This window comes from Actinoplanes hulinensis (assembly GCF_019429605.1).
Taxonomy (GTDB): Bacteria; Actinomycetota; Actinomycetes; order Mycobacteriales; family Micromonosporaceae; genus Actinoplanes; species Actinoplanes campanulatus.
In genome coordinates this window covers 69467-86137 of record NZ_JAHXZI010000022.1, presented here as the reverse complement: position 1 = coordinate 86137, position 16671 = coordinate 69467, and the positions used below count along the sequence as shown (strand labels likewise).

The following is a 16671-nucleotide window of genomic DNA, read 5'->3' as shown; positions in this document are numbered from 1 at the left end:
AATGTCAAACCAGAAACGGCACGATGCCGCCCGGTAGGTGACACGAACGGGCCACTGACCGGCTGGACAGTGAGATCCATGGATGAACTCTTTCGGACCTCACGCCGACTCGCCCCCATCGACATCGCCTCGCTCAGCCACCGGGAGGTACAGATCCTGACCCTGGTGGCGGAGGGTAAGACCAACAAGCAGATCGGCGCCCACCTCTACCTCAGCGCGGCGACCATCCACAGCCACCTGAAGAACGTCTTCCGCAAACTGGACGCCAACGACAGGGCCCACGCGGTGGCCAAGGCCTTCCGCGCCGGTGTCCTGCAATGATCGAGGTGCCCGGGGACGAGGAGCCCCGGGCACACCTCGCGTCAGCCGGTCACCGTGCCGTCGACCTCCGGGAGCTCGATCGGCCACCAGGTGTCCGGCGGGTAGAGCAGCGGCAGCAGCCGCAGGTGCTCCGGGCCTTCGGCGGTCGCGTCGGTGACGGTCGGCACGGTCAGTTCGAGGCTCGTCGTGCCCGGCTCGATCGGCAGGAACAGCTGGAGAGCGGTGCCGGACAGCGGCCGGGAGGGTTCCGGATCCTCGCCGGTGTTCTCGGTGAACCAGGCGGGGTCGACGTCGGTGGAGGACAGCTCCGGTCCGGTCGCCGGCGGTCGCGTCACGAACAGCATGTAGAGGTATTCGTCGGCCGGGGCGGACAGGGTGATCGTCCAGGTCAGCGGCGCTCCCTCGGCCGCGGTGACGGCCGGGGTGACGGTGACCTCCGGTATCGGCTCGTCGTCACGGACGAGGACACCGCCGTCGTGATCGCCGACCACCGCGCCGCGGACCGCCTTCGCGGACAGGACATATCGCCGGTCGCCGCCATAGGTCGTGTTGCCGGCCACCGCGACCGGCACGGTGATGCTGGTGGTGCCGGGTGCGATGTCGGCCACCCAGTTCCTCGTCTCGTAGGTGCGCGCATCGGTCAGGAACAGCCGGATCCGCGCCGGCCGGTCGCCGTCGATCCGCACCGGGACGGTGTAGGTGGTGGACCCTTCGTCGCCCTCGTCGACGGTCAGGGCGCCGACGTCGACGCGGTCGAGATCGGCCGGTCGCGGCGCCGGGCTGCCGGGCCGCCAGCCCCAGGCGTCGATCAGCCAGGCGGGCCGGTCACCCTCCGCGACGATTTCCAGACCGGCGATGGTACGGACGTGCGCCGGCAGCCGCAGCCGCACCTCCTGCGCCCAGTACGACATGGTCCCGTCGCTGCCCGGTAGCCCGGTGACGGTGGCCGTGCCCAGTCCGGTCCGCCGGCCGCGATCATCGGTGACGGCGACGGTGAACGTGGTGGCGGGCGCGTTGGGCGGCACGATGAGCCGCATCGCGAGGGCCTCCGCCCCGGCGACCGGCATCGGTGTGGCCGGTTCCAGGGTCGCCGCGCCGTCGAGCCGGACCGCGTACCGCCCGGGTTCCGGCTCCCAGAACGGCACGAAGTGCGGTGAGCCGTCCGCGTACCGGTCGTTGCCCACGCAGCGCTGCCCGGGATCGGCTGTTACCTGCTCGCACAGCCGGGCACCGCGCAGCGTCAGATCGGTGTCCGGAACGATCGCGGCGCCACGGTTCGCGCCGATCGCGTGGGCGAGCACCCGCGCCGGGCCGGCCGAGGGCGCACGCACCCCGGTCCCGTCGAGCAGCGGCCGCGCCCGGTCGTCACCGGCGACGAACAGCCGCGCCGCCGTGGCGATGTACGTGGCCCCCGCCGTCTGCTGCCGCTCCGGGCTGAGCCGTGCCGGCGACAGTCCCGCCGTGCACAGCGGGTCGTCCTCGGCGAAGACGTCGTCGAACGCCGGCCCGGCGGCCTGCCCCGGAGTCCACTCGGTGTTGAAGTAGTTGTGGTTCGCCCCGACCATGTACAGCGCGCTGTGCAGCGCCCGGCCGGAGCTGACACCCCGGGTGGCGTCGACGTACATCTGCCCCTGAAGGTCGGCGACGTCCCCGTCGCACCCGGGCAGGATCGTGGCCGACGGCACGTCGGGTTGCGGGTTGTGACCGAAGATGGTCGGCCCGATGAGCATCAGCCCACGGATCGTCCAGCGCACCCGGCCGCGATAGTCGTCCTGTCCGGCCGGCGGCGGGTCGAGGCTGTCGATGGCGGCCCGGTTCACGCCCTCACCGCCGCGCGAGTGCCCCATCAGGAACACCCGGTCCAGGTCGGCGCGGGGTGCCGCCTTCACTGCCGCGGGCGCCCGGTTCCGGCCGGTGCCGGACCAGCCGGCCCAGTGGGCGAGGTGGGTGCGGATCAGCGCCGACCGGGCCCGGGCGCCGCCGTCGGTGTCCGCGTCGTCCTGCGCGTTGATCCCGTTGGCCGAGATCGACACGGTGACGTAGCCCTGCGACGCCAGCAGTCGCTGCGCCTGGAGGTAGCCACGATGGCTGGGCACCGGCTCGGACCCGCCCGAACAGGGCCAGTCCATGATGATCATGTCGTCGTCGCCCTCGATGAAGCAGGTCCAGTGCCGGCCGTGCAGGAACAGCGCCAGCGGCCGCTTCCCCGGCGCCCCCTTCGGCGCCACCACGACGCCCTGCATCTCGACCGGCTCCGGATAGGTGGACAGCCTGATGCCCGGCAGCGTGTACTCACCGGTGGTGGTCGCGTAGGGTCCCGGGATCCCCGGATCGATCGGGTGGGCCGGTTGGTCGGGCACGGCGGAGGGCGTGCCCGCGGTCCGGGCCCGCGGGGGCGCCGCCGCGTCCACGCGTTTGCCGCCGATCCGGACCCGCAGGTCGGTCAGCCGCCCCGAAACCCCGCCGCTGAGCACGAAGGTCCGCAGGTCAGGGCCACCGCGAGCCCGCCCGAGCAGCCGCTCCCCCGACCAGAACTCCACCGCCGCGTCGCCGGGCGGAATGATCCGCTCGCTGGTCCAGGTGAGCGCCCCCTCGCCGAAGGACCATCCGGGTGGCAGTCCGGTGGGTGCGGGCCGGGGCGGGTCCGCCGACGCGGGTCCCGCCACTCCGAGACCCAGCACAATCGCGGCGATGGCAACCGAAAATCCACGCATGCATCCGGTTCTAGTAGATACATGCAAATTCTTAACTTCATTTGGTACGCCTACGTGCACCGCCTCGTGCTGGAAGCGACCTGGCTGCCCACTCCCGCCTGTGCCGCCCGCGCCGGGCGCAGATCGGTGGTCCGGCCGGCCCTCAGGGCTGTCCCAACCGAGTTGACAAAACGCTCACGGCCGGCCGGCAGTTGATCCAGTCGGACCCATCGGGACAGGCCCGGCCATGGAGAGCCGGGCCGTCTCGCGTATCAGGGCGTGCTGGGGGTGAGGACCACCTCGGCGGAGCCGGTCTGGCCGTCACCGTCGGTGTACTCGGCGACGAAGACCGCCACCAGGCCCTCCGCCCCGGCGTGCCCGGGGTCGACGAACGTGGTGATCGAGCCGCTGCACCCGGAGGTCGTCGACAGCGGGTGGCCGTGCTCGTCGTGGCCGAGGATGTAGGAGACCTGGACGTTCGCACAGTTCACCGGCCGGTCGTCGACCACGTTCACCTGGAAGGTGACGGTGTCGCCGAACGTGAACGGCTGGTCCTCGGTCGGTGTCACGAACGACACGGTGGGCGCCACCGGGCCGACGTGCAGGCGGAACTCCGCGGAGGCGGAGCGGCCGGTGGAGTCGGTGACCTTGAGGGTGGCCCGGTAGTCACCGTTCTCGGTGTACGTCCAGGACGGATCGGCCTGACGCGAGTCGACGTCGCCGTCCGCGTCGAAGTCCCACGCGTACCGGAGGGCGTCGCCGTCCGGGTCGACGGTTCCCGCGCTGGTGAAGTTCACCGTGAACGGCGCCGACCCGACCGTGGGCGACCCGCTGATCTTCACGATCGGCGTCTTGTTCTTCGGCGCGTAGTCGATCCGGGCGAGCTGTGCCTCCGGGTTCTCGGCGAAGAAGCCGTCGCCGTACTCGAGGACGTAGAGCGCGCCGTCGGGCCCGAACTCCAGGTCCATCGGGTTGTCGAAAATGATCGACGGCAGGACCGCCTCGACGGCCGTGACCTGGTCGCGGCGGTCCAGGGTGAAGGCTTTCACATAGTCGCGGGTCCACTCGTAGAACAGCGGTTTCCCGGCGAAGTCGGCCGGCCAGCGGAACGGTGAGGTGTTGCGCCGGTCGTACTGGTAGGCGGGCCCGCCCATCGGCCCGATGCCGCCGGTGCCCAGCCCGGGGAACTGGGCGCTGGCCGTGTACGTGTAGACGACCTCCGCCTTCTCCACCGGCGGCAGGTTCCGCAGGCCGGTGTTGTTCGGCGACTCGTTGACCGGCTGGGCGCAATTGAACGGCGCCCCGGAGGTGCTCGTGCCGAAGTCGTAGTCCACGTACGGCATGTCGGGCGCCACGCAGTACGGCCATCCGTAGTTCGCGGGCTTGTCGATCGCCATCCAGCGCCCGTGCCCGGCCGGCCCGCGAGCCGGGTCGGCGTTGCGCGCGTCCGGCGAGTAGTCGGCCATGTAGACGACGCCGGTGCGCTCGTCCACGTCGAAGCGGAACGGGTTTCGCAGGCCCATGGCGTAGATCTCGGGACGGGTCTTCGGAGTGCCCGGTTTGAACAGGTTGCCGCGCGGGATCGTGTAGGTCCCGTTCGACTTGACGGTGATCCGCAGGAGTTTGCCGCGCAGGTCGTTGGTGTTGCCGGAGCTGCGCTGGGCGTCGAACGCGGGGTTGCGCCCGGCCCGCTCGTCGATCGGGGTGTATCCGCTGGACGCGAACGGGTTGGTGTCGTCGCCGGTGGAGAGGTAGAGGTTGCCGTGCCGGTCGAAGTCGATCTTCCCGCCGACGTGGCAGCAGATGCCCCGGTCCACCGGGACCTGGAGGATCCGCTGTTCGCTGCGCAGGTCGAGGGTGTTGCCGCGCAGCTTGAACCGGGACAGTTGCAGGTGGCCCTTGAACGGGGCGAAGTCGGCGGCGGCGCCGTTCTCCGGGGCGTTGCCCTCGTTGACGTTCGGCGTGGCCGGGTCGTCGACCGGGGTGTTCAGCACCGGCGAGTAGTAGACGTACACCCAGTGGTTGTGGCGGAAGTCGGGGTCGACGGCGATGCCCTGCACACCCTCCTCGTCGTGCAGGTAGACCGGAATGGTGGCGGCGAGGACGTTGCGGCCGGTCCGCGGCTCGTGGATGCGCACCTCACCGCGGCGGGCGGTGTGCAGCACCCGCTTGTCGGGCAGTACGGCCAGGGCCATCGGCTCGCCCGGGTAGTCGTTGAGGGTGACCTTCTGGAAGTCGGTGTCCGGCGGGGCGGCCTGGGCCGGGTTGCCGAAGCCGGTGACCAGGGTGGTGGCGAGCAGGGCCGCGGCGGCGCCGGTGACGAGCCGTCGCATGTCAGTACCTCAGCCCGGCGAGGTACTGGTAGCCGACGCGGGCGGTGTCGAGGGCCTGCTCCGGGGTGCGGGGCGGGCTGCCGGCGTCGTCGCGTTCCACGATGTATTCGATGAGGCCGGCTTCGTGGGCGCGGCGGAACACCCGCTCGAAGTCGATCAGACCGTCGCCGGGGTCGGCGAAGCCGCTGCTCACGGCCATGTCCTTGACGTGCACCTGTTTGATTCGGCGGCGGTTTCGCTCGATCAGGTCGACCGGGTCGGCGGCGCCGCGCCAGGCCCAGTAGATGTCGACCTCCAGGTGCACCAGGCGGGGGTCGGTCTCGCCGGTGAGGATGTCGAAGCCGGTGGTCTCGGTGCCGGTCTGGCGCAGGAACTCGTTGTGGTGGTTGTGGTAGCCGAAGCTGAGCCCGGCCCTGCGGGCCAGCTCGCCGGCCTTGTTGAGGTCGGCGGCGAAGGCGCGGTAGACGGCGCCGTCGCGGATCGGCCCGGTGGGCCCGGTGCCGAAGTACGGGTGGACGATGAACTTGTTGCCGACGACGGCGGCGTCGTCCAGGGTGCGTTTCCAGGTCTCGGCGTTCCACGGTTGCGGGATGCCGGCGTGGCCGGAGGTGGCGCGCAGGCCGGCGTTGTCGAGGGCGGCCCGGAACTGGGCGGCGGTGCGGCCCACGAATCCGGCGTGCTCGACACGGGTGTAGCCGATCTCGGCGAGTTCGGCGAGGCTGCCCTCGAGATCGATGGCGAGCTGGTTGCGCAGCGTGTAGAGCTGCACGCTGATCTGGTCGCGGGGAACCCGGTGCGGAGAGCCGCCGCCCCCGGCCGCGGCGGGTGATCCGATGGCGGTGGCGGTGGCGCCGGCGGCCACGGCGCCGAGCAGGTTGCGGCGGCTCAGGGCGGACGGACGGGATGGTGACTCATGCATGGTGGTGCCTCCGGTTACGGCAGTGAACACGGATGGCCTGCGAGGAGCGCTCGCAGGCGGCAACTTTCGTGCAGAGCGGTTTCCGTACCGCACGTTACCGCGTATTCACAATCGTCTCTAGAGAAACATCCGCATGGATCAATCTAACTTTCGTTCTGTCCGACGAAAGGGCGTGGTGGTCCGGGCCGGGCGCGCACGGGCGCCCAGCCGGACTCTCAGACCGGGAGGGAAGGGTTACTGGTTGGAGGAGAAGGCCGCGTCGAACGCCGCAGACGGCGCGTCGAACGCCAGCCCGCGCACGAACTGGAGAGCCTCCGGGGCGCCGACGAGCCGGTCCATGCCGGCGTCCTCCCACTCGATCGAGATCGGGCCGTCGTAGCCGATCGCGTTCAGCGCCCGGAAGCAGTCCTCCCAGGGCACGTCACCGTGACCGGTGGAGACGAAGTCCCAGCCGCGCCGCATGTCCGCCCACGGCAGGTGGGAGGCGAGCCGGCCACGCCGGCCGTCGCCGGTGCGCACCTTCGCGTCCTTGCAGTCCACGTGGTAGATGCGGTCGGCGAAGTCGAAGATGAAGTTGACCGGGTCCAGGTCCTGCCAGACGAAGTGCGACGGGTCCCAGTTGAGACCGAACGCGGGCCGGTGCCCGATCGCCTCCAGCGCGCGTTTGGTGGTCCAGTAGTCGTAGGCGATCTCGCTGGGGTGCACCTCGTGCGCGAACCGGACGCCGACCTCGTCGAAGACGTCGAGGATCGGGTTCCAGCGGTCGGCGAAGTCGGCGTAGCCGCGCTCGATCATCGACGGCGGGACCGGCGGGAACATGGCCAGCGTGTGCCAGATCGACGACCCGGTGAAACCCACGACGGTACGCACGCCGAGCTTGGCGGCCGCACGGGCGGTGTCCTTCATCTCCTCGGCGGCCCGCCGGCGCACGCCCTCGGGTTCGCCGTCGCCCCAGATCCGGGCCGGCAGGATGTCCCGGTGCCGTTCGTCGATCGGGTGGTCGCAGACCGCCTGGCCGACCAGGTGGTTGGAGATCGCGAAGACCTTGAGGTTGTGCTTGGCCAGGGTCTCGCGCTTGCGGTCGAGGTAGCCGTCGTCGGCGAGCGCCTTGTCGACCTCGAAGTGGTCGCCCCAGCAGGCGATCTCCAGGCCGTCGTAACCCCAGCCGGAGGCCAGCCGGCACACCTCGTCGAACGGCAGGTCGGCCCACTGACCGGTGAACAGGGTGATCGGTCGTGCCATGGTCTCACTTCCTCGCAGCAGTGTCTCGAAAACGGGATTCGATGCCCGGCGCGAGGAGCCGGAGTGAGGCGAGCGGTCAGGGCAGGGTGCGGCGGGTATGCCGGGGTGGGTTGCGCCTCCCGTCCCGGACACCGCTGTGTCCACGGTCGCCGCAACCCACCCTAGTAGCGGTGGTACGTCTAGGGAAGACGCCACTGCTGGTTCGCGCCGGTGTGACAGTCCCAGAGGTGGATCTGCTGCCCGTCGGCGGAACTGTTCTGCGACACGTCCAGGCACCGGCCCGACTGCGGGTTGCGCACCGTGCCGCCGGCCTGCGCGGCCCAGTTCTGCGCGCCGCTGCCGTTGCACGTCCACAGCTGCACCCGGGTGCCGTTGGCGGTGCCGCCGCCGGACACGTCCAGGCACTTGTTCGACTGCGGGTTGCGCCAGACCTGGCCGCTGACCTGCCAGTTCTGCGCGCCGCTGCCGTTGCACGTCCACAGCTGGATCTTGGTGCCGTCGGCGGAGCCGCCGTTGCTCACGTCGAGGCACTTGCCGGCCAGGCCGACGACCGGCCCGGTTCCACCGACGGGTCCGCCCAGCTCCCTGATCCGGATGTTGCGGAACGACGCCTCGTCCCCGTCACCGTGGTTCTGGATGCCGATGTGGCCGGCCGGCGACCGTACCGGATCGGTGTTGGTGTAGTCGTTGATCTTGACGCTGTTGAGGAAGACCTGGAGGCGCTCGCCCTCGACCCGGATCTCGTAGGTGTTCCACTCCCCCGGCGGGTTGAGCGCCGCGTCCCGGGCCACGATGTCGGCGGCCTTGAACGTGTAGACCGAGCCGGTGGTGCGGTCGGCCGCGTCGGTGGCGTCGATCTGGATCTCGTAGCCGTTGTTCACCGCCGACCAGGGGTCGCTGGACGGCGGGAACCCGAGGAAGACGCCGGTGTTGTCGTCCCCGGCCAGCCGCCAGTCGAGTTTGAGCGAGTAGTTGGTGAACTGCTTGGCCGAGTACCAGTACAGGCCCATGCCGCCGGTGGACGTCAGGGTGGCGTCGGTGCTGGTGAAGGCGCCGGGGCCGGCCTGCGACCAGCCGCTGGTGGAGCCGTTGTAGAGCGCGGTGTAGCCGGTCTCCGGACGGCAGTCGGCGTGGGTCCGCTTGGCCGTGTAGCGGATCCCGCCGAGCAGGTGCGCCCGGAACGCCGGCTCGCTGTACGCGGACTGGGTGTGCCCGCCGCCGGTGTAGAACGAGCGGCCCGAGTCGAGGGTCTTGCACCAGGAGTGCGGGTGGTCGGCGCCCATCTGCCCGCCGGAGTACGACGACTCGTCGAGCGTCGACAGCACGTGTGCGGTGCTGCGGGCGTTGGTGCGGTAGTCGTACCACTCGTCGGTGCGCTGCACGGTCTGCGGCAGGTGTGCGGTGGCCGCGTGCGCCCGGTCCTCGACCCTGACGGTGGCCTGCTGGACCGCCGGGTGCGAGGCGAACCAGGCGCCGGCGAGCTGTCCGTAGAACGGCCAGTCGTACTCGGTGTCGGCCGCCGAGTGGATGCCGGTGTATCCACCACCGCCACGGATGTACGCCTCGAAGGCGCTCTGCTGGGTCGCGTCGAGGATGTCGCCGGTCGTGTTCAGGAAGACGACGGTCTCGAAGCGGGCCAGGTTCGTGGCGTTGAACGCGGTGGAGTCCTCGGTCGCGGTGACCGTGAAGTTGTTCGCCGCGCCCAGGTCACGGATGGCCTGGACGCCCGCGGCGATCGAGTCGTGCCGGAAGCCGGTGGTCTCGGAGAAGACCAGGACGTCGTACGGGGTGTCGGCCGCGACGGCCGGGGCGGGCGCCGCGGTGCAGGCCAGGGTGGTCAGCGCTGCGGCGATCACCAGGGAGAGTCTGCTGCGCATGGAATCCCTCCTCACAGGTTCCACTGCTGGTTGGCGGCGCCCAGGCAGTCCCAGATGTGGATCTGCTGGCCGTCGGCGGAGCTGTTCTGCGACACATCGAGACAGCGGCCGGACACCGGGTTCCGGACCGTCTTGTCGGCCTGTGCCGTCCAGTTCTGGGCGCCGGTGCCGTTGCAGGTCCACAGCTGCGCCTTGGTGCCGTTCGCGGTCGCGCCGCCGGCCACGTCGAGACACTTGCCCGACTGCGGGTTGCGCCACACCTGACCGTTGACCGTCCACACCTGCGCGGCCGAGCCGTTGCAGGTCCACAGCTGAATCTTGGTGCCGTCGGCGGTGCCGCCGCCGTTGACGTCCAGGCACTTGCCGGCGAAGCCGACGACCGGGCCGGTACGGGCCGCGGTGAGGGTGAACGCGTCGACGTCGAAGAGTGCCCCGGCGCCGCCGCTGAACGTCAGGTACAGCGTGGTGGCGCCGGCCGGCGGGTTGGTGAGGGCGCCGCCGACGTCGGTGAAGACGTTCCAGCCGCCGGTCACCGGCACGGTGGCCGAGCCGAGCACGGTTCCGGTGGCCGAGCCGGCCCGCACCTGGATGGTGCCGCCCACCCCGGCCGACGAGACCCGGGCGCTGAAGCGGGACACGTTGCCGAGCTGGTACGGCTGGAACGCGACCCAGTCGCCGTTGTGGATGTCCCCGACCGTCTTGCCGCCCTCGGCCTCCGGCTTGTTCATCGGGGCGACGCCGGAGGAGGCCCGGTGGTGCTCGGCCTGCCGGTGCGCGGGTTGCAGGGTGTGCTGAGTGTGCGTGGTCAGGCCGCCGGTGTCGGTGTACTCGGCGTCGAACACGGCGAAGATGTTCGCCGCGGTGTCGTGCTCGCCGTCGACCGGGATGGTGAGCGTGCCGGTACAGCCGGTCTTCGAGGTGATCTGGTGCCCGTGCTGGTCGTGGCCGAGCACGTAGGTCATCTTGACCTTGGTGCAGTCGATGGTGGTGTCCTCCGGGTCGGTGACGGTCACCGAGTAGGCGATCGTGTCGCCGAAGGCGAACACCTGCCCGTCGCCGGGTGCGCCGATCCGTACGGTCGGGGCGGTGTTGCCGACCCCGACCTGCACGTTGTCGCTGCCGGTGGCGCCCTGCGGGTCGGTGACGGTGAGTTTCACGTCGTAGGCGCCGTTGGCGGTGAACGTGTGCGACGGGTTGGCCGCCGTGGAACTGCCGCCGTCGCCGAAGTCCCAGCGGTAGGTGAGCGCCCCGCCCTCGGGGTCGGTGGAGCCGGCCGAGGAGAACTGCACGGTCAGCGGCGCCTGCCCGGAGGTCTGGTTGGCGTTCGCCACCGCGGTCGGCGCCCGGTTGCCGCCGCCCACGTAGTCGTACCGGTACAGCGCCGAGTTCTCGTCGCCGTTGAAGTAGCCGGTGCCGTAGTCGAGCACGTAGAGCGCGCCGTCCGGCCCGAACGCGAGGTCCATCACCTGCTTGCCGTTCCAGGCGAAGGCCGAGATCTCGCCGACCGAGCCGTCGGCGCCGACGTGGATCGGCTTGATCCAGCCGCGGCCGAACTCGGCGGCGAAGAAGTGCCCGTCCAGCGACTGGGGGAACTTCGTGGTGGAGGGGTTGGCGGCGTCGTACCGGTAGACCGGGCCGCCCATCGGCGATTCGGAGCCGCCGCCGAACTCCGGTGGCGTGCCGGCGTCCCCGCCGTACCGGATCCAGGAGGTCTTGGCCGCCGGAAGCGTGCCGAGGCCGGTGTTGCGGGGCGAGTTGTTGGCCGGCCCGGCCGCGCAGTTGAACGTGGCGCCGACAGCGCCGGTGGCGAAGTTGAAGTCGGCGTACGTCTCGGCGGAGGTGTTGGTGCCGGTGCAGTACGGCCAGCCGTGGTTGCCGGGCGCGGTGATCCGGTTGAACTCGACCTGGCCGCTGGGTCCGCGGGTGGACGACGATCCGGCGTCCGGGCCGTAGTCGCCGACGTAGACCACGCCGGTGCCCTTGTCGACGGTCATCCGAAACGGGTTGCGGAAGCCCATCGCGTAGATCTCCGGGCGGGTTCCGGCCGTGCCCGGGGCGAACATGTTCCCGGCCGGCGAGCTGTACGTGCCGTCCGCGTTGACCTTGATGCGCAGGATCTTGCCGCGCAGGTCGTTGGTGTTCGCCGCGGTCCGCTGGGCGTCGAAGGCCGGATTGCGGTTGGCGCGTTCGTCGATCGGGGTGTAGCCGTCCGACTGGAACGGGTTGCTGTCGTCACCGGTGGACAGGTAGAGGTTGCCGGCCGCGTCGAAGTCGATGTCGCCGCCGACGTGGCAGCAGATGCCGCGGGTGGCCGGCACGTCGAGGACGGTGCGCTCGGCGCTGAGCTTCCAGTCCGCGGTGAGGGTGAAGCGGGAGAGGCGGTTGACGCCGTTCCAGGCGGAGAAGTCGGTGCCGGTGTCCGGGGCGTCGCCGGCCGGGGTGTTCAGCGGTGGGGCGTAGTAGAGGTAGATGAACCGGTTGGTGGCGAAGCCGGGGTCGACGCCGACGCCCTGGAGCCCCTCCTCGTCGTGGGTGTAGACCGCGAGGGTGCCGACGACGGCGGTGTTGCCGGCGGCGTCGGTGCGGCGCAGCGTGCCGTTGCGTGCGGTGTGCAGCACGGAGCGGTCCGGCAGCACGGCGAGGCTCATCGGCTCGCCGACCTCCGGTTCCCCCTTGGCGAGGGTGACCTGCTGGAAGTCGGCGGGGTTCACGGGATGCGCCTGGGCTGGGGCCTGGCCGGTCGCGAGGATCAGAGCGGCTATGGAGCCGGCGGTCCACCATCGGTGGCGGGACGAAACGGGCATGATGCGGCCATCCCTTCAGGGCTGAGGAACGTGAGGAATGGGTGGTCGCGCCGCCGACTTCACCTTGCCGAAACAGTAAAGAAACCATCGACTTTTGTCACTACGTACGGAACTTTTCACCGCTGACGGTCAACCAACTCGTGCGCCAGCGCCGTCAGCCGGGCCGCCACCTCGGGCGCGATCCCCGATCCGGCCAGCGCCGCCAGGGCGGACTCCACCCTCAGCTTGATCAGTCGTTCCACGCCGTCCAGCGCGCCGGTGTCGACGATGATCCGGCGCAGCTCGGCCGCGCCCTCCTCGTCCAGGTCCGGGCTGCCCAGCAGCGCCCGGATCCGGGCCGCCTGCCGGTGACCGGCCGCCTCCCGGGCCAGCGCCGTCAGCACCGTGCGTTTGCCCTCGCGCAGGTCGTCGAGCACCGGCTTGCCGGTCACCACCGGATCACCGAACACCCCGAGCACGTCGTCACGCAACTGGAAGGCGTCGCCGAGCGGATCACCGAATTCGGCGAAGTCCGCCAGCAGCCCCTCCCCGGCGCCGGCCAGGGCCGCGCCGATCTGCAACGGCCGGGTCACCGTGTACCGGGCCGACTTGAGCCGGATCACGGTCAGGGCGCTGGCGGTCGAGCCGTCGCCCACCCCGGAGACCAGGTCGAGGTACTGGCCCGCGATCACCTCGGTGCGCATGGCGCCGAAGACCGCGTACCCCCGGCTCACCTGCTCGTCGCTCAGCCCGCAGCCCAGGAACATCTGGTCCGCCCAGGCCGCGCACAGGTCGCCGCAGAGCAGCGCGGTGTTGCGCCCGTACCGCGCCGCGTCGCCGCGCCACGCCGACCGGGTGTGCAGATCGGCGAAGAGCGCGTGCACCGACGGCTCGCCACGGCGCCGCTCGCTGCCGTCCATGATGTCGTCGTGGATCAGCGCGAAGGCGTGGAAGATCTCCAGCGCCGCGGCCGCCGTGACGATGCCCGGACCGTCCTCGCCGTCCGCGCCGCGCCAGCCCCAGTAGCAGAACGTCGGCCGCAGCCGCTTGCCGCCGGACAGCAGGAACCGTTGCAGCGTGCTGAACAGCCCCCGTGGCGCGCCCTCGGGCCACTCTGGGCCCTGCCCGGTGAGAAAGACGGCGAGCTGGGCGTCGAACCGGGCCCGCAGTGTCACGATCGCCTCCCCTACCGCTCGGCCAGGCGCAACAGCAGGCTCTTCACCTCGGTGGCGGCGATCCGGCCGACGGCACCGGCCGGGTCCGAGCAGAGCAGGACCGGGGAGTCCTCGGCGCGGTCCGGCAGGCGGCCGTGCGAGCCGCGGACCGCTCGCGCGCCGGCGTCCAGGCCGACCACCCGCATCAGGTAGCGCATGCCGACCTTCTTGCGGGCCAGCGCGACGGCCGCCCGGCGCTTCGCGGCCGCCGGCCCGGCGGGATCGAAGAACAGCTCGGCCGGGTCGTAGCCGGGCTTGCGGTGGATGTCCACCAGCCGGGCGAAGTCCGGGGCGCGGGCGTCGTCGAGCCAGTAGTAGTAGGTGAACCACGCGTCCGGTTCGGCGACCAGCACCAGCTCACCGGAGCGTTCGTGGCCGAGACCGTCATGTACCTCGGCGACCCCCGGAAGGTCCTTGAGGAGCGCCGCGACCACCGGAACATCGGCCGGATCACGAACGTACACGTGGGCGACCTGATGGTCGGCGACGGCGAACGCCCGTGAGGTCCACGGGTCCAGGTACTCCATGCCGGCCTGGGTGTGGACCCGCAGCAGGCCCTTCTCGCGCAGCCGCCGGTTGACGTCGACCGGCCGGTGGACCGGGGTGATGCCGTACTCCGACAGCGCCACGATCGTCGCCCCGCGGGCCGCGGCGGCGTCCAGCAGCGGGCCGAGCACGGTGTCCAGTTCGGCCGCGGCGGCCGCCGCGCGCGGGTCGCCGGGGCCGTACCGTTGCAGGTCGTAGTCCAGGTGTGGGATGTAGACCAGGGTCAGGTCCGGGTCGTGGGCGGCCATCACGTGTTCGGCGGCCCGGCAGATCCACGTCGACGAGGCGAGGCCGGCGCCCGGTCCCCAGTAGGTGAACAGCGGGAAGGTGCCCAGTTTCGCGGTCAGCTCGTCGTGCAGCTCCGGCGGGTCGGTGTAGCAGTCCGGCTCCTTGCGGCCGTCGGCGTGGTAGACCGGCCGCGGGGTGACCGTCCAGTCGACGTCCGCGCCCATGGCGTACCACCAGCAGATGTTGGCGACCGTGTAGCCCGGGGACCGTTTGCGGGCGGCCTGCCACACCTTCTCCCCGCCGACCAGGGCGTGATGCTGGCGCCACAGCAGCACCTCGCCCAGGTCCCGGAAATACCAGCCGTTGCCGACGATGCCGTGCCCGGCCGGGGTCTCCCCGGTCAGCAGGCTGGCCTGCACCGAGCAGGTGACGGCCGGGAGCACCGGGTCGAGCCGGTTGACGGAGCCGATCGCCCGCAGCCGGGGCATGTGTTCGAGCAGGCGCGGGGTCAGGCCGACCACGTCGAGGACCACGAGTTTCGTCATGCGCGGGCTCCGGTCAGCTGGTCGCGGGTCCAGGCGAGCTCACCGGCGATGCCGTCGGCCAGTTCCGCGGGCGAGGTGGGCCGCTGCCCGGCCGGCAGGACGTCCCAGGTGTAGGTCTCCACGTCGTAGTGGTCGCAGTCCACGACGGCGAGCGCGTCCCGCAGCAGCGGTGTGGTGGCGGTCAGCGGTGGCGCGGGTGGCGTGTGCAGCGGCACGTGGAAGTGGATGCGCCACGGGCCGGGCGGGTTCTCGGCCAGGGCGAGGTCCAGGTCGTCGCAGGCGTGGCCGGCGGCGCTACGGGTCTGGTGCAGGAACCGGGGTTCGGCGTACCGCTCCAGCACCGGCCGGGCCGCGACCGGATCGGTGACCTCCAGGGCGGCCGACACCTGCACCTTGACGATCGGGATCCCGGCCGTGGCCAGCCGGTCCACCGCCGCCTTCGGATCCTCCCAGGCGCACGCCAGGTGGGCGAGGTCCAGACAGACGCCGAGCCGGTCGGTGTCCGTGCCGGCCAGCATCTCGACGGCCTGCGCGGTGGTCTCGGCGACACAGCCGGGCTCCGGTTCGAACGCCACCCGGACCACCCGGCCGGTCTGCCAGGCGATCTCGGCCAGGCCCTCGGCGAGCCGGTCCAGCATCCGCCGGGCGGCGTCGTGGCTCTCCGTCGTCCACGGCTCACGCCAGGCCAGCGGCAGCGTCGACACCGAACCCCGGTCGGCGTCGGCGGGCATCAGGTCGACCAGGATCCGGGCCAGGTCCAGGGTGTAGTCCAAACGCTCGGGAGTGGTCCAGTCGGGCCGGTAGACGGCATGTTTGACCACCGGCGCCTGGAACGCCTCGTACGGGAAGCCGTTGAGGGTGACCACCTCCAGACCGCGCACGTCCAGCTCCTGGCGCAACCGGAGACGGGTCTCGCCGTCGTCGGCCAGCGCGGCGGCGACCGGCGCGGCCAGCCACAGGCCCAGCCCCAGCACGTCGGTGCCGAGCCGTTCCCGGACCGCGACGGCGTACGTGTCGAGCTGGCCGATGATGCCGGGCAGGTCCTCGGCGGGGTGCACGTTGGTGCAGTAGCTGAGATGGACCGGCCGGCCGTCCTGGCGGCGGACCCGCATCAGCTGCCCCCTCGCAGGATCGAGCTGCCCTCGAAGAGCGGCCCGGTGTCGCCGGTCTCGCTCAGGTCGAGGCGCCCGGACTGCCCGTAGAACGCGACCGGGTTGCGCCACAGCACCCGGTCCACGTCGTCGTCGCTGAACCCGGCCGCGAGCATCGCCTCGCCGGTGCGCCGGGTCAGCAGCGGATCCGAGCGGCCCCAGTCGGCGGCCGAGTTGACCAGCATCCGGTCCAGGCCGTGCGAGCGCAGAATCTCCACCATCCGCGGTGGTGACATCTTCGTGTCCGGGTAGATCGAGAAGCCCATCCAGCAGCCGGTGTCGTGCACGTCGCCGACGGTCACCTCGTTGAGATGGTCGACGACCACCCGGCCGGGCTGGATACCGCTCTCCCGCACCACGTCGAGGGTCCGTTTCACGCCCTGCGCCTTGTCCCGGTGCGGGGTGTGCACGAGTGCGGGCAGTTCATGTTCGACGGCCAGCGCCAGTTGCACGGCGAACGCCTCGTCCTCCTCCGGGGTCATCGCGTCGTACCCGATCTCGCCGACCGCCACCACCGTGTCCTTGTCGAGGTAGCGCGGGATCAGGTCGAGGACCGGCCGGCAGCGTGGGTCGTTGGCCTCCTTCGGGTTCAGGGCGATGGTGGCGTGGTGGCGGATGCCGAACTGGGCGGCCCGGAACGGCTCCCACCCGACCAGCGAGTCGAAGTAGTCGGTGAACGAGCCCGGGTTGGTGCGTGGCTGGCCGAGCCAGAAGGCCGGTTCGACGACGGCCCGGACTCCGGCGGCGGCCATCCGCCCGTAGTCGTCGGTGGTGCGTGAGGTCATGTGGATATGCGGGTCGAAGATGCGCACGGGACCT

General features: G+C 71.1%; 11 protein-coding genes. 1 reads left to right on the top strand and 10 read right to left on the bottom strand.

Annotated features, from left to right (window positions below; genetic code table 11):
* Positions 1-78: 78 nt before the first annotated feature.
* Positions 79-321 carry a response regulator transcription factor gene (locus tag KZ829_RS34290; RefSeq protein WP_220147999.1) on the top strand — a complete coding sequence of 81 codons (243 nt, stop codon included), beginning with the start codon at positions 79-81 and terminating at the stop codon, positions 319-321.
* A gap of 41 nt (positions 322-362) precedes the next feature.
* Here the strand turns inward: KZ829_RS34290 and KZ829_RS34285 are convergent, their stop codons facing one another.
* From KZ829_RS34285 to KZ829_RS34240, 10 genes are all read right to left on the bottom strand, one after another.
* The gene (locus KZ829_RS34285; RefSeq protein WP_220147998.1) at positions 363-3035 is read right to left on the bottom strand and encodes an alpha/beta hydrolase; all 2673 of its coding nucleotides are present in this window, start codon (positions 3033-3035) and stop codon (positions 363-365) included.
* Positions 3036-3286: 251 nt separating this feature from the next.
* Positions 3287-5347, bottom strand: coding sequence for a PQQ-dependent sugar dehydrogenase (locus KZ829_RS34280; protein ID WP_220147997.1), 2061 nt, complete (start codon positions 5345-5347; stop codon positions 3287-3289).
* A 1-nt stretch (position 5348) separates the two neighbouring features.
* Positions 5349-6266 carry a sugar phosphate isomerase/epimerase family protein gene (locus KZ829_RS34275; RefSeq protein ID WP_246636759.1) on the bottom strand — a complete coding sequence of 306 codons (918 nt, stop codon included), beginning with the start codon at positions 6264-6266 and terminating at the stop codon, positions 5349-5351.
* Between the two features lie 234 nt (positions 6267-6500).
* Complete coding sequence (locus tag KZ829_RS34270) at positions 6501-7508, bottom strand: sugar phosphate isomerase/epimerase family protein (protein WP_220147996.1); 1008 nt, start codon at positions 7506-7508, stop codon at positions 6501-6503.
* A 179-nt stretch (positions 7509-7687) separates the two neighbouring features.
* A complete protein-coding gene (locus KZ829_RS34265) occupies positions 7688-9385 on the bottom strand; it encodes a ThuA domain-containing protein (protein ID WP_220147995.1) in 1698 nt (565 codons plus the stop codon).
* An 11-nt stretch (positions 9386-9396) separates the two neighbouring features.
* Positions 9397-12189, bottom strand: coding sequence for a PQQ-dependent sugar dehydrogenase (locus tag KZ829_RS34260; RefSeq protein ID WP_220147994.1), 2793 nt, complete (start codon positions 12187-12189; stop codon positions 9397-9399).
* Between the two features lie 116 nt (positions 12190-12305).
* Entirely contained in the window at positions 12306-13343 is a 1038-nt protein-coding gene (locus tag KZ829_RS34255) for a polyprenyl synthetase family protein (protein ID WP_308285777.1), read from the bottom strand.
* Between the two features lie 11 nt (positions 13344-13354).
* The gene (locus KZ829_RS34250; RefSeq protein WP_220147993.1) at positions 13355-14701 is read right to left on the bottom strand and encodes an alkaline phosphatase family protein; all 1347 of its coding nucleotides are present in this window, start codon (positions 14699-14701) and stop codon (positions 13355-13357) included.
* Entirely contained in the window at positions 14698-15813 is a 1116-nt protein-coding gene (eboE, locus tag KZ829_RS34245; protein ID WP_220147992.1) for a metabolite traffic protein EboE, read from the bottom strand. Before eboE ends, KZ829_RS34250 begins: the two co-directional genes overlap by 4 nt.
* A complete protein-coding gene (locus KZ829_RS34240) occupies positions 15813-16664 on the bottom strand; it encodes a TatD family hydrolase (protein ID WP_220147991.1) in 852 nt (283 codons plus the stop codon). Before KZ829_RS34240 ends, eboE begins: the two co-directional genes overlap by 1 nt.
* Positions 16665-16671 lie beyond the last annotated feature (7 nt).